13 protein-coding genes and 1 pseudogene are annotated in these 13,029 nt (G+C 70.7%); 7 read left to right on the top strand and 7 right to left on the bottom strand.

The window, feature by feature from the left end; all coding sequences use genetic code 11:
• Nucleotides 1-29 precede the first annotated feature (29 nt).
• Nucleotides 30-728 carry a DUF4386 domain-containing protein gene (locus ABD191_RS07560; RefSeq protein ID WP_344078331.1) on the bottom strand — a complete coding sequence of 233 codons (699 nt, stop codon included), beginning with the start codon at nucleotides 726-728 and terminating at the stop codon, nucleotides 30-32.
• Between the two features lie 95 nt (nucleotides 729-823).
• On the opposite strand from ABD191_RS07560, the gene ABD191_RS07555 reads away from it, so the two are divergent.
• Nucleotides 824-1,483, top strand: a complete 660-nt coding sequence (locus tag ABD191_RS07555; protein ID WP_344078329.1) for a TetR/AcrR family transcriptional regulator — start codon at nucleotides 824-826, stop codon at nucleotides 1,481-1,483.
• Here ABD191_RS07555 and ABD191_RS07550 read toward each other — a convergent pair.
• Nucleotides 1,480-1,977 (bottom strand): VOC family protein, encoded by a 498-nt coding sequence (locus tag ABD191_RS07550; protein WP_344078327.1) that lies wholly within the window; start codon nucleotides 1,975-1,977, stop codon nucleotides 1,480-1,482. The two genes, ABD191_RS07555 and ABD191_RS07550, sit on opposite strands and share 4 nt — an antisense overlap.
• A 108-nt stretch (nucleotides 1,978-2,085) precedes the next feature.
• Here ABD191_RS07550 and ABD191_RS07545 point away from each other — a divergent pair, with 108 nt between their 5' ends.
• Nucleotides 2,086-2,820 carry a helix-turn-helix domain-containing protein gene (locus tag ABD191_RS07545; protein WP_344078415.1) on the top strand — a complete coding sequence of 245 codons (735 nt, stop codon included), beginning with the start codon at nucleotides 2,086-2,088 and terminating at the stop codon, nucleotides 2,818-2,820.
• A gap of 84 nt (nucleotides 2,821-2,904) precedes the next feature.
• A complete protein-coding gene (gene katG / locus ABD191_RS07540) occupies nucleotides 2,905-5,124 on the top strand; it encodes a catalase/peroxidase HPI (protein ID WP_344078325.1) in 2,220 nt (739 codons plus the stop codon).
• 140 nt (nucleotides 5,125-5,264) lie between these two features.
• Here the strand turns inward: katG and ABD191_RS07535 are convergent.
• Nucleotides 5,265-6,128, bottom strand: a pseudogene (locus ABD191_RS07535) (haloalkane dehalogenase); the annotation flags it as partial.
• A gap of 89 nt (nucleotides 6,129-6,217) precedes the next feature.
• On the opposite strand from ABD191_RS07535, the gene ABD191_RS07530 reads away from it, so the two are divergent.
• The gene (locus ABD191_RS07530) at nucleotides 6,218-6,667 is read left to right on the top strand and encodes a MarR family winged helix-turn-helix transcriptional regulator (RefSeq protein ID WP_344078323.1); all 450 of its coding nucleotides are present in this window, start codon (nucleotides 6,218-6,220) and stop codon (nucleotides 6,665-6,667) included.
• A 93-nt stretch (nucleotides 6,668-6,760) separates the two neighbouring features.
• The gene (locus tag ABD191_RS07525; protein ID WP_344078321.1) at nucleotides 6,761-7,396 is read left to right on the top strand and encodes a hypothetical protein; all 636 of its coding nucleotides are present in this window, start codon (nucleotides 6,761-6,763) and stop codon (nucleotides 7,394-7,396) included.
• Here the strand turns inward: ABD191_RS07525 and ABD191_RS07520 are convergent, their stop codons facing one another.
• Complete coding sequence (locus ABD191_RS07520; RefSeq protein ID WP_344078319.1) at nucleotides 7,397-7,951, bottom strand: cysteine hydrolase family protein; 555 nt, start codon at nucleotides 7,949-7,951, stop codon at nucleotides 7,397-7,399.
• Between the two features lie 80 nt (nucleotides 7,952-8,031).
• On the bottom strand, nucleotides 8,032-8,985 hold the full coding sequence (locus tag ABD191_RS07515; protein WP_344078317.1) for a helix-turn-helix domain-containing protein: 954 nt from the start codon (nucleotides 8,983-8,985) through the stop codon (nucleotides 8,032-8,034).
• A gap of 153 nt (nucleotides 8,986-9,138) precedes the next feature.
• On the opposite strand from ABD191_RS07515, the gene ABD191_RS07510 reads away from it, so the two are divergent.
• Together ABD191_RS07510 and ABD191_RS07505 are read left to right on the top strand one after the other, a co-directional pair.
• Nucleotides 9,139-9,939, top strand: a complete 801-nt coding sequence (locus ABD191_RS07510; protein WP_344078315.1) for an alpha/beta hydrolase — start codon at nucleotides 9,139-9,141, stop codon at nucleotides 9,937-9,939.
• Nucleotides 9,936-10,697, top strand: coding sequence for an MBL fold metallo-hydrolase (locus ABD191_RS07505; protein WP_344078313.1), 762 nt, complete (start codon nucleotides 9,936-9,938; stop codon nucleotides 10,695-10,697). Before ABD191_RS07510 ends, ABD191_RS07505 begins: the two co-directional genes overlap by 4 nt.
• On the opposite strand, the gene ABD191_RS07500 is transcribed toward ABD191_RS07505, so the two are convergent.
• Together ABD191_RS07500 and ABD191_RS07495 are read right to left on the bottom strand one after the other, a co-directional pair.
• Entirely contained in the window at nucleotides 10,694-11,422 is a 729-nt protein-coding gene (locus ABD191_RS07500) for a class I SAM-dependent DNA methyltransferase (RefSeq protein WP_344078311.1), read from the bottom strand. The genes ABD191_RS07505 and ABD191_RS07500 overlap by 4 nt on opposite strands.
• 102 nt (nucleotides 11,423-11,524) lie before the next feature.
• Nucleotides 11,525-12,958, bottom strand: a complete 1,434-nt coding sequence (locus ABD191_RS07495; protein ID WP_344078309.1) for a family 43 glycosylhydrolase — start codon at nucleotides 12,956-12,958, stop codon at nucleotides 11,525-11,527.
• Between the last annotated feature and the right edge of the window lie 71 nt (nucleotides 12,959-13,029).

The raw sequence follows: 13,029 nt of genomic DNA, 5'->3' as shown, positions 1-13,029 counted from the left end.
CGTGGGTGCCGATCCGGCTCAGCGGCGGTTCACCTCGCCGGCGCGAGGTCCGCGGCGGGCGCCCCGACGGGTGCGGTGCGGCGGACGCCGCGGATCAGCAGGTACGAGATCATCCAGAACTCGCCCACGGAGGCCGGCATGGCGAGCGCCTCGACCAGGATCCCGGCGCCGGGCACCAGGTACCGGACGAGGCCGCCCAGCACGTAGCAGACCCCGCCGGCGATGAGGACCCAGCCCAGCGGGCGGGGCATCCATCCCGACCGCAGCACGCACATGCCCATGGGGATCAGCCACAGGCCGAAGAACAGGTTGCCGACGCCCCACATGTTGTCGCTGAGCAGGTAGAGCGTCTGGACGGTCGCGGCCGCGTCGCCGACCGGGTCGCCCGCCATGCCGACGGCGGTGCCGAACAGCGCCGCGCTGACCAGGATGGCGATCCCGTTGATCAGGCCGAACGCGGCGATGGCGCCGGCGGCCACCGCGTCGACCGTGCGGAACAGCCGGTAGAACCAGACGGCCGTGAGCGCCTGGGTGAGGACGATGCCCAGTTCCAGGGCCACGCCCGCCCGGGCGAGCGACTCGTGGGCGACGAGATTGGCGAGCGTGGCGGCCGGGTCGTCCGGGTCGAACAGCCGCGGCCGGATGATCAGGAAGCCGAGCATGCCGGTGATGGCGATGCCCAGGTAGAGGACGCCGGTGGCGCGTGCGGTGCGGACCAACGGGTGCATGGGGTGGGCTCCTTAGAGATCAACCTTACAACGTAAGGCTCCCTTACACTGTAAGGCGGACCGGCAGGGCGGGCAATAGCGGAAGATGGGTAGCCGTGCGCGAACCACTCAGCCGTGAACGGGTACTGGCGGCGGCGGTCGCCCTCGCCGACGCGGAGGGCGTGCCGGCGCTGACCATGCGCCGCCTCGCCGCCAGCCTCGGCGTCGAGGCGATGTCGCTCTACCACCACCTGCCCGGCAAGGACGGCCTGCTCGACGGCCTCGTCGAGACCGTGGCGGCGGAGGTCGTGGCCGCCGTCAGCCGTGACGGCGAGACGGGCCCGGACGAGGACTGGCGCGACACGCTGCGGCGCTGGTTCCTGGCGGCGCGCGAGGTGATGCTGCGCCACCCGTGGGCGCCCGCGCTCATGGGGCGCGGGAAGGCCGTGCCGCCGGTCGTGTACGCGTACTATGAAATGATCTTGGGCACGATGATCGGGGCGGGCTTCTCCTACCGGATCGCCCACCGCGCGCTGCACGCGTTCGGCAGCATGCCGCTCGGGTTCGTCCAGGAGCTGTTCGGGTCCGGCGACGAGGGCGGCGACGACGAGGCCGAGCTGGCCGCCATGGCGGAGGCGCTCCCGCACATGGCGGCCATGGTGGCGGCCGAGCTGCACGCGGCCACTGACCCGACGCTCGGCTGGTGCGACAGCCAGGTCGAGTTCCAGTTCACGCTCGACCTGCTGCTCGACGGGCTGGAACGGTACCGGGGCTAGCCCTGCGCGCTCGCCCATTCCGCGACGCGGGCCGCGCTCTCCTTCTCGGACAGGTCCTCGACGCGCGTCATGATGCTCCACCGCACGCCGAACGGGTCGCGGATGCTCGCGAACCGGTCGCCGGAGACGAACGTCGTCGGCGCCTCGCGCACGGTGGCGCCGGCCGCCTCCGCACGGGCGACCGTGGCGTCGATGTCGGGGCAGTACAGCCCGATGGAGTAGCAGTCGCTGTCGCCGGCCGGCGCGGCGACCAGCGCGTAGTCGGGCGTGGGTTCGCCCAGTTGCAGGTGTCCGTTGCCGAAGTCCAGGTCGGCGTGCGCGACGACGCCGCCCAGCTCCGTCACGTCGATCACCCGGGCGCCGAACACATCGCGGTAGAACTCGATCGCGCCGCGCGCGTCCGGGATCGCGAGAAACGGCGTCAGGCTGGTCATGCCGTGCGGCGTTCCGTTGGTCGTGTATTCGCCGTCGGCGGCTGTGTGGTTTTCGCTCATGAGCCCGACGCTAGGCGCGGCGGCCGGCGCGCGGCTTGGTGATTCGCGACAGCTGCGTAGGCTGGCGAGGTGGGGCTGGCCGAGCGGGGTGTGCTGTATCCAGCGCGCCTGCCCACGTTCCACCGGGCCCCGGCGCCCGGGCGGGTCGCGGCGCTGGTCCGCTGGTTCTGGATCCCGGAGTGGCGCATCGCGCCCGGCCGGACGTCGCGGCAGCACCTGATCGCCTTTCCGGCGTGCAACCTCGTCGTCGAGCCGGCCGCGGTCACCCTCTCCGGGCCGACGACCCGCAGTTCGCACCGGGACCTGACGGGCACCGGCTGGGCCGTGGGCGCGCTGCTGCGGCCGGCGGCCGTACCCCACTTCCTCGACGACCCGGCGACGCTGCGGGACGCCGCGCGGCCGCTGTCACTGCCGGCGCTGGCGGACCCCGTCCGGCGTGCCATGAACGGTCCGGGGGAGCGGCGCGACCGCGCCGTCGAGGCGTTCGTCGACTGGCTGGTCGCCACCGTCCCCGCGCCGAGCGACGAGGGGCTGCTCGCCAACGCCATGACGGACGTCATCGACGCCGACGAGTCGATCCGGACGGTGGAGGACGCGGCCGCGCGGCTGCGGATCTCGCCCCGCACGCTGCAGCGGCTCGCGCGCCGGTACGTCGGGCTGCCGCCGCTGGCGATGATCCGGCGGGCGCGGCTGCAGCGGGCCGCCGAGCGCCTGCGCGCGGACCCGGCCGCGAACCTGGCGGCGCTCGCCGCCGACCTCGGCTACACCGATCACGCCCACCTCGCGAACGAGTTCCGCACGGTCCTCGGGCTCACTCCCAGCGGGTACCGGCAGGGATCTTGACGTTGCATACCACCCTGGTAATCTTGACTCATTCCAGATAAGGAGCGAGACTGCCCCGGTGAGTCACGTCGCGGAAGGAAGCTGATGCCTGAGAGTCCGTTGTCCGAGAACCACGAGCCCATCGTCCATGACCCGGAGGTGGGCTCCGAGTCGAAGTGCCCGGTCGCGCACGGGCGCGCCCCGCACCCGACCCAGGGTGGCGGCAACCGTGGCTGGTGGCCGGAGCAGCTCAACCTGAAGATTCTCGCGAAGAACCCCGCCGTCGCCAACCCGCTCGGCGAGGCGTTCGACTACGCGAAGGCGTTCCAGGCTCTGGACCTGCCCGCCGTGAAGCGGGACATCGCCGAGGTGCTCACCACCTCGCAGGACTGGTGGCCGGCCGACTTCGGCAACTACGGCCCGTTCATGATCCGCATGGCGTGGCACAGCGCCGGCACGTACCGCATCAGCGACGGCCGCGGCGGCGCCGGCGCCGGGCAGCAGCGGTTCGCGCCGCTCAACAGCTGGCCGGACAACGGCAACCTGGACAAGGCCCGCCGCCTGCTGTGGCCGGTCAAGAAGAAGTACGGTCAGGCGCTGTCCTGGGCCGACCTGATGATCCTCGCCGGCAATGTGGCGCTGGAGTCCATGGGCTTCAAGACCTTCGGCTTCGGCGGCGGCCGCGCGGACGTGTGGGAGCCCGACGAGGACGTCTACTGGGGCCCCGAGACCACCTGGCTGGGTGACGCGCGCTACACCGGCGAGCGTGACCTGGAGAACCCCCTCGCCGCCGTGCAGATGGGCCTCATCTACGTCAACCCGGAGGGCCCGAACGGCAACCCGGACCCGATCGCCGCCGCCCGCGACATCCGCGAGACGTTCGGTCGCATGGCCATGAACGACGAGGAGACGGTCGCCCTCATCGCCGGCGGGCACACCTTCGGCAAGACCCACGGGGCCGGCCCGGCCGACCACGTCGGCGTCGAGCCCGAGGGCGCGCCGATCGAGGCCCAGGGCCTCGGCTGGAAGAGCACCTACGGCACCGGCAAGGGCCCGGACACGATCACCAGCGGCCTCGAGGTGACGTGGACCGACCGGCCCACCCAGTGGAGCAACCGCTTCTTCGAGATCCTCTTCGGGTACGAGTGGGAGCTGTCCAAGAGCCCGGCCGGCGCCCACCAGTGGGTCGCCAAGGACGCCGAAGCGATCGTCCCGGACGCCTTCGACCCGGCCAAGAAGCACAAGCCGACCATGCTGACCACGGACCTGGCGCTGCGCTTCGACCCGATCTACGAGCCGATCTCGCGCCGGTTCCTGGAGAACCCCGACCAGTTCGCCGACGCCTTCGCCCGCGCGTGGTTCAAGCTGACCCACCGCGACATGGGCCCGGTCGTGCGCTACCTCGGCCCTGAGGTGCCCACGGAGGAGCTGCTCTGGCAGGACCCGCTGCCCGCCCGCGACTACGAGCTCATCAACGACGCGGACGTGGCCGAGCTCAAGGAGCGGATCGCCGCGTCGGGCCTGACCGTGGCGCAGCTCGTCTCGACCGCGTGGGCGGCGTCCTCGTCGTTCCGCGGCAGCGACAAGCGGGGCGGTGCCAACGGCGGCCGCATCCGGCTGCAGCCCCAGGTCAACTGGGAGGTCAACGAGCCCGACAAGCTGGCGGTCGTGCTGCGGGCGCTGGAGGGCATCCAGTCGTCGTTCGGCAAGCCGGTCTCGTTCGCCGACCTCGTCGTCCTCGGCGGTGTTGTCGGTGTCGAGCAGGCCGCGAAGGCGGCGGGCTTCGACGTGACGGTCCCGTTCACCCCGGGGCGGGTCGACGCGTCGCAGGAGCAGACCGATGTGGAGTCCTTCGCCGCGCTCGAGCCGACCGTGGACGGGTTCCGCAACTACCTGGGCAAGGGCCACCGCCTGCCGGCCGAGTTCCTGCTGGTCGACAAGGCCAACCTGCTGACCCTGAGCGCCCCGGAGATGACCGTCCTCGTCGGCGGCCTGCGGGTGCTGGGCGCGAACTACAAGCAGTCGTCGCTGGGCGTCTTCACCGAGAACCCCGGGACGCTGACCAACGACTTCTTCGTGAACCTGCTCGACCTCGGCACCGAATGGGCGCCGACGGCCGAGGAGGGCGTCTACGAGGGTCGCGACCTCGCCACCGGCAAGGTCAAGTGGTCGGGCACCCGCGCCGACCTGGTGTTCGGCTCGAACTCCGAACTGCGCGCGCTCGCGGAGGTCTACGCGAGCGACGACGCCAAGGAGAAGTTCGTGCGCGACTTCGTCGCGGCGTGGGTCAAGGTCTCCAACCTCGACCGGTTCGACCTCGCCTGATCGTCGTCGTGAGTCGGGGCCGGCCCTCTCGGGGGCCGGCCCCGACGTCGTCCTACCGGCATCCCGGGCAGCAAGGGCGGACGGGCCGGCCCGGCGCGCCGACGCCCGCTCGGGCGGCCACGGGTTGCCGCCCACCGGTGTCAGCCGAGGCGGTGACGATCCAGCCAGCGGTCGATCGCGGCCGCGATGGCGTCCGGCTGGTCCTCGGCCGCGTGGTGACCGGCCGGCCCGATGTGCTCCACCTCCAACCCGGCGATGTTCGCCCGGCACCAGTCGGCCATGGCCGGGGTGATGAGCAGGGTGGGGGAGCCGTCGAAGGTCAGCAGCAGTTTGGGCACCTGCGGGCTGGCGGCCAGCCACGCGCTGTACGCGGTTGTCCGCTCGGTCACGTCGGCCGGTTCGCCGTCCAGCGGTAGTGACCGGGCCCACCGCAGCACCGGCCGGCGGCTCTCGCGGGTGGGGAACGGCGCCGTGTAGGGCGCCATCTCCCGCGCGCTCAGCGGGTGGAGCACCCCACCGGTGTACGCGCTCTCGATGAAGGCGTTCCGGTCCAGGATCAGGTTCTCGCCCTGCGCCGACCGGACGGTCTCCGTGCGGGCGCGCGGGCCGTCGCCCAGTTCGCTCCATGACATGGGCCGCACGATCGTCTCGAAGAAGGCCACGCCACGCACGCGGCCCGGATGGCGGGTGGACCAGTCGAACGCGAGCGCGCCGCCCCAGTCGTGCCCCACGAGTACGACGTCGTCCAGGCCGAGCGCGTCGAACCACGCGTCGAGGTACCGGGCGTGGTCGTCGAAGCTGTAGTCGATGTCGGGCTTGCCGGAGCGGCCCATGCCGATCAGGTCGGGCGCGAGCAGGGGGCCGTGACCCGCCAGCGCCGGCAGCACCGCGCGCCAGGAGTACGACGATGACGGGTTGCCGTGCAGGAAGACGATCGGTGTGCCGTCGCCGTTGACCTCGGCGTAGTGGATGGTCGAGTCGAGCACGTCCACGCTGGGCATGGGTGACCCCCGTTCGTTAGAAACATAAACGTTCGTACTCCTAACGAAGCTAGATTGTTAGTCCCACTAACGCAAGCCCTATGATCGGCGTCATGGACGACGACACCGTTGACCGGCTGCGACGCGTGCCGAGCCGGCTGCTCGCGATGGCCAACGGCCACGCCGACCGACTGGTCGGCGGTGGGCTGTCCGGCGTGGGGGCGCACCGGTGGCACTTCGCGGTGTTGGCCACCCTGGCCGACGGGGGCCCCGCCAGCCAGGCGGAGCTGAGCCGGCGCACGGGCATCTACCGTAGTGACATGGTGGCCGTGCTCAACGAACTGGAACAGCACGGGTACGTGCGCCGCGCCCCCGACCCCGACGACCGCCGCCGCAATGTCATCAGCGTCACCGGGGCGGGGGAGCGGCGGCTGAGGGAACTCGACGCGCTGGTTACCGCCCTGCAGGACGAGCTGCTCGCCCCGCTGTCGAAAGCCGAGCGGGAGCGGCTCGTCGACCTGCTCGCCCGGCTGGTCTCCCACCACGGCGGCATGCCGGCATAGTGGCCCTGTGTCACCTCGCGCCAAGGGTCGGACAGCAGCGGTGGGACGAGGTAGTGTCGCGGGCCCGGTAACCGATAGACAGGACCCGACCTCATGGCCCGCAGACTCGGCGCCTCCATTGTCGTCACGCTCGCGATGCTCCTCGCCGTCGCGGCCTGCGGCGACAAGCCGACCGTACCGGTGACGCCGGTCGCCGCGGACGCGACCACGCCGGCCGACGCGCCCACCCACACCGGGGCTCCCGAGCCGACGGCGTCGCCGACGGTCGGCCCGACGCCGACCCGCAAGCCATCGCCGACGGCCACCACGCGGGCCACCCGCACGACGGCCACCACCACGACGAAAACGTCCACCCGACCCGCCAGCACCGGGGTGAAGGCGGCCTGCACCACCGTCAAGGCGCCGCTTGAGCGGGCCGTCAGTGGCCTGCTCACCCTGACCGTCCTCGCCTCCGGCTCCAGCAGCGACGAGGAGGTGCTGGATGGTCAGATCGAGGCCTCCAACCGCCTGCTCAGCCTGCACGACGCCACCGTCACCGCGATCGGCAAGACCACCGATCGCACGCTCCAGCAGAATCTTCGAGCCCTCGGTGACGCCGCCCGATCGCAATCAGCCCAGATCCGCAAGCCCAAGCCCGTGTACCGGGAACTGATCGTTCAGGTGGCGGACACCAGCACCCTGGAAAACGCGACGAAGAAGCTGGAGCCGGCCTGCGGCAAATACTGGTGATCAGGCCGTGAGGCTGACCTCCGCGGTGTCGACTGTGCCGGCCTGGCGGCCGGGGGCGCTCTGGTAGCGCCAGTAGAGGTTCGTGTGCGCGATCACCGCGTCGGGTCCCGGCGCGCCGTACGCGCTGAGGTCCTCCGTCGTGTGCGCGTCGCCGACGAGGGTCACGTCGTAACCGCGCGCGAAGGCGCCGTGGATGGTGGAACGGATGCACTGGTCGGTCTGCGCGCCGGCCACGATCAGTCGGCCCACGCCGAGCTCGGCCAGGCGCGCCTCGAGGTCGGTGCCCTCGAACGAGTCGCCGTAGCTCTTGTGGACGAGCGGCTCGGGGCCGCGGCGGACCAGCTCCGGCACGAGCTGCCACAGTTCGGTGTCGCGGGGCAGGTCATCGTCGTTGTGCTGCACCCAGACGACGGGCACCTGTTCCGCGCGGGCCCTGTCGACGAGCGTGGCGATGTTCGCGATGACCTTGTCGCGCTCGTGTGCGCTGGCGACGACGCCGTTCTGCACGTCGATGACCAGCAACGCGGTGTTCGGTCGATCGGGCAGCGTGGTCACAGGGCCTCCCGCCGTGGTTGGTGTCGAGGGAAACACTAAGCCGATCCCCTGACAGGAATGGGGCCGGAAAGCCCGCTGCGTCACCGGCCGTTGACGCGCCGCCATTCGCTCGGCGTGATGCCGTACGCGGCCCGGAACCGGCGGGCGAAGTGCGTGGGATCGATGAAGCCCCACCGGCGGGCGACGACCGCGATGGAACGGGTGCGGCTGTCGGGTCGGGCCAGTTCCTCCCGCGCACCCGCCAGCCGCTCGCTGATGATCCACTGTTCGAGGCTGAGGTCCGCCTGCGCGCAGACCTTGTACAGGTAGCGGACCGAGACGTTGAGTGCGGCCGCGATCGTCGACGGCCGCAGGCCCGGGTCGGCCAGATGCTGTCGCGCGTACGCCCGGGCCTGGACGAGCAGGGTCTCGGCGAGCACCGACCGCGTGTGCCGGGATGTGTGCGCGGCGGACACGAGCAGCGCGCGCGCCAGTTCGATGGTCGCGGTGCCCAGGGCGGGCGCGGCCAGATCGGTGCTGATCCGGTCGGCGTCGCGCGTCAGATGCGCGACGTGGTTGGTCACGAGGTCGTAGAGCGGGCTGGCCCTTAGGTTGGCGGCCGCTCGACGGACGAGGTCGACCGGCAGCCCCAGCTGGTCGAGCGGGAACTGGACGCAGCCGGCGGCGCCGTCGCCGGACCATGAGAAGTCGTACGGGGCGGACAGGTCGACCGCCATGAGCTCGCCCGGCGCGACGATCTGTTGCCGGCCGAGCTGTTCGTGCCGGCCGTCGGCCGCCTGCTGCACGGACAGCGCGAGCACGGGGGCGTCGCCCCGGCGGGCCAGCCGCGGCGTGCGCAGTAGCCGGATGCCCGTGGACGCCGTGGTGAAGATGTTGGCGGCGCCCAGATCCCACACACAGATGCGGGTACGCACGCCGCGCTGCGGTTCCTCGTGGACGACGTAACAGGGCGCGGACGCGTACATCATGGCGGTGTAGACCGCGTCGACGCGGTCGGTGGCCGGAAGGTCGGCCGTGTCGAGGACGAACGCCATGACGCCCCTCCGATCGATCCGGCCCAAGTGTGCATCGTGGGCCGACAGCGGTGCACGCTCAGTCGAACCATGCAAATGCGCAGCTCCTAGCGTGTTAACCCCACTAGTACCACGTACCTGTTGCCAACAGGTTCCGCGCCGCAAGGAGACGCCATGCCCGTACCCGACACGATCGTCCTCGTTCACGGCTTCTGGGTGACCCCGCGCAGCTGGGAAAACTGGATCACCCACTACGAGGCGAAGGGCTTCCGGGTCCTCGCGCCCGGATACCCGGGCTTCGAGGTGGAGGTCGAGGCCCTCAACGCCGACCCGACCCCGATCGTCGACCTCACCGTTCCGAAGATCATCGAGAAGTTCGAAGCGGTCATCAAGGAGCTGCCGGCGCCGCCGATCATCATGGGTCACTCCGCCGGCGGAGCGTTCACCCAGATCCTGCTCGACCACGGGTTCGGCGCGGCCGGCGTGGCGCTCAACTCGGCGCCCACCGAGGGCGTCCGCGTCGTGCCGCTGTCACAGCTGAAGTCGACGCTGCCGGTGTTCAAGAGCCCCGCCAACCGGCACAAGGCCGTCGGCCTGTCGTTCGAGGAGTGGCAGTACGCCTTCACGAACACGTTCACCGAGGAGGAGGGTCGCGCCCTCTACGCGCGCTACCACATCCCGGCCAGCGGAAACATCGTGTGGGGCGGCGTGCTGGCCAACTTCCAGCCCGGACACCAGGACACCTGGGTCAACTACGACAACGACGACCGGGCCCCGCTGCTGTTCATCTCCGGCAGCGAGGACCACATCATGCCGCCGGCCGTGCAGAAGTCGAACGCCAAGCACTACACGTCCAACACCGTCACCGAGGTCAAGGAGTACGAGGGCTACGCCCACCTGCTGCCGGCCCAGGCGGGCTGGGAGGAGATCGCCGACTACGCCCTCGAGTGGGCGCTCAAGCACGCGCGCTCGTGAGGATCATCCACATCGGCGGGCCGACCGTACTCCTGGAGATCGAGGGGTGGCGGCTGCTCACCGACCCGACGTTCGACGCCCCCGGCCGTACCTACGGGTTCGGGTGGGGCACGTCGTCCGTGAAGCTCGCCGGACCGGCGGTGGCCTCGGACGCGCTCGGTCCGGTCGACGCCGTCCTGCTGACACACGATCACCACGGCGACAACCTCGACGAGGCGGGCCGGGCGCTGCTGCCCGGCGTGGGCACGGTGCTCACCACGACAGCCGGGGCGCGGCGGTTGGGTGGCAACGCGCAGGGCCTAGCCACCTGGGGATCGACGACGCTGACGAAGCCGGGCCACCCCACCATCGAGGTCACCGCGACCCCGTGCCGGCACGGCCCGCCGTTGAGCCACCCGATCGTCGGCGACGCGATCGGCTTCGCCCTGCGCTGGGACGGGCAGCGGCACGGGGCGCTGTGGATCTCCGGCGACACGGTCCTCTACGGCGGGGTGAAGGAGGTGGCCGACCGGTTCGACGTCGGCACCGCGCTGCTGCACCTGGGCGGCGTCCAGTTCCCGATCACCGGGCCGCTGCGCTACACGATGACGGCGCGCGAGGCCGTGGACCTGATCGGGCTGCTGCGGCCGCGCACGGTGATCCCGGTGCACTACGAGGGCTGGAAGCACTTCCGGGAGCCGCCCGAGCGCGCCCGGCAGGTGCTGGGCGACACGGTCCGCTGGCTGCCTCCGGGCACCCCCACCGATATTGAGGTCTAGGGCAGGCGGTAGACCGACACGTGCGAGCGGGAGTCCGCGGTGAACTCCGCGCCGGACCAGTCGGCGTGGCGCGACTCCAGCTCGAAGCCCGCCAGCTGGGCCATGAGGTCCAGCTCGGCGGGCCAGATGTAGCGGTGTGGGCTGCGGAACAGCTGCGCCTGCTCGGTGTCGTCGAACCGGAAGTGGTGCGACACGACGTGCTGGTTGAGCACGTCGTACGTGTCGAGCCCGACGTAGCCCGGCGACACGCTCCAGACGGTGGCCTGCTGGCCGGGCGGCAGCTTGCGCAGCTCGGGCACCCACAGCTCGATGACGAACCGTCCGCCCGACCGCAGGTGGCGGGCCGCGTTGCGGAAGCATTCGACCTGCTCGGCCTGCGTCAGCAGGTTCGAGATCGTGTTGTAGACGAGATAGACCACGGTGTACTCGCCGGGGGCGCGCGTGGTCGCCATGTCGCCCTGGAGGACCGTGATCGCGGTGTTCTTCGTGCGCAACTGGTCGATCATGGGCTGCCACAGCTCGATGCCGGTGACCGGCACGCCGCGTCCGGCCAGCGGGATGGCGACGCGACCGGTGCCGATCGCGAACTCGAGCGCCGCGCCGCCGCCGGCCAGCTCGGCGAGGCGCGCCACGGCGGGATCGAGCACCTCGGGGGCGAACATGCCCTCACCCGGCGTGTCGTAGCGCTTCGCGGTGGCCTCGTCCCAGACCCGCTGTTCTGGCATGCCGACCACCCTCGCGTCGTGCGTGCGGCTTGTCCAGCCAATTTGCGCGCGGCCGGCCGGCGGAGGTCGTGGTCGCGCCGGCCGGCCGCCGTCTGGGGCGGACTACTCCGTGTAGTACGTCGCGTCCGCGGTGAAGACCGAACCGCTGCCCGACTGCACCACCATCAGGTAGTTGTAGTGACGCAGGTAGCCGCCGGGCGTGGTGTACGACTCGAACGAGACGCCGGACGCGTTCGCCAGGCCGGCGCGCTGGTAGAACGACGCGTTGTTGCGGAACGTCGTGCTGTTGTCGGACTTGTCGACCCACACCTCGCCGTTGGCGCGCTGGCGCAGGTAGTAGCCGGGGAAGTTGGTCGACTCCAGCGACACCGTGCCCGAGCCGGACAGGCCAGGGACGATCCGGAATTGGGAGTCGGCCAGGTTGGTGACGTTGGGCTCCAGCTTCGCCCGGTACTCCCAGTGCCGGATGTAGCGGTCGGGGAAGTTGTGCGACCGCAGCCGGATGGGCGTGACGCCGTCGGGCACCGGGATGCCGAAGTTCGGCGTGCCGTCGGCGTTCCAGTACAGCTTCTGCAGGCGGGTGCGGCGGTTGGGGTCGTTGAGCGGGTCGCCGCTGATGTTCTGGTAGCTGCGGTCGTGGTAGACGAGGATGTCGCTCTGCCCGTCCTCGGAGACCGTGAACGAGTTGTGCCCCGGGCCGTACTGGCTGGTGTTGGCGTTGCTCCGGAACACCGGGGTCTGCGTCTTGGTCCACGACGACGCCGACAGCAGGTTGGCGGACGCGGACGCGGTGAGCAGGCCGAGGCAGTAGTTGGCGTCCGTGGCGCTCGCCGAGAAGGTCATGAAGATCCGGTTGTTGCGCTTGATGACGGCCGGGCCCTCGTTCACCCGGTAGCCGATGGTCTCCCAGGACAGCGTCGGCGTGGCGATGCGTACGGGCGTGCCGGTGATCGTCCACGGGTTGGCCATCGCGGCGATGTAGATGTTGGAGTTGTTGGCCAGGCTCGGTTCGGACTGTGCCCACGCGAGGTACCGCGTGCCGTTGTGCTCGAAGGTCGTCGCGTCCAGCGAGAAGGTGTCGTAGTGGGTCCAGATGCGGCCCTTCTCGACCCACGTGCCGGTCAGCGGGTTCGCGCTGGAGTTCTCCAGCACGTACATCCGGATCTTCCACACGTCGTTGGTGGCGCCGGCGGCGAAGTAGATGTACCACGTGCCGTTGATGTAGTGGATCTCCGGCGCCCAGATGTGCGCGCCCATCTCGCCGCTGCTGTGTTTGGTCCAGATGGTCTGCTCGCTCGCCGTGGCCAGGCCCTGCAGCGTGGTCGACCGGCGCAGGATGATCCGGTCGTACGCGGGGACGGTCGCCGTGTAGTAGTAGTAACCGTCGGTGTGCCTGAAGATGTGCGGATCCGCCCGTTGGGCGATGAGCGGGTTGGTGAAGGTGGCCGGGGGCGAGGCCTGCGCGGGCCCGGCCAGGACCGCGACGGAGGCGACGACGGCCAGCGCGGTGAACGCGGCCAGGGCTTTCATGCGCATCGATACCGCCCGACTGGTTGGTGACATCCGAGGGAATGTTTCCATTCGATAACCTCGATGTTAACGTTAAC

The sequence above is a fragment of the Luedemannella helvata genome (assembly GCF_039528415.1).
In the GTDB taxonomy this organism is placed as follows: domain Bacteria; phylum Actinomycetota; class Actinomycetes; order Mycobacteriales; family Micromonosporaceae; genus Luedemannella; species Luedemannella helvata.
This window is presented reverse-complemented; position numbering and strand designations above follow the sequence as displayed.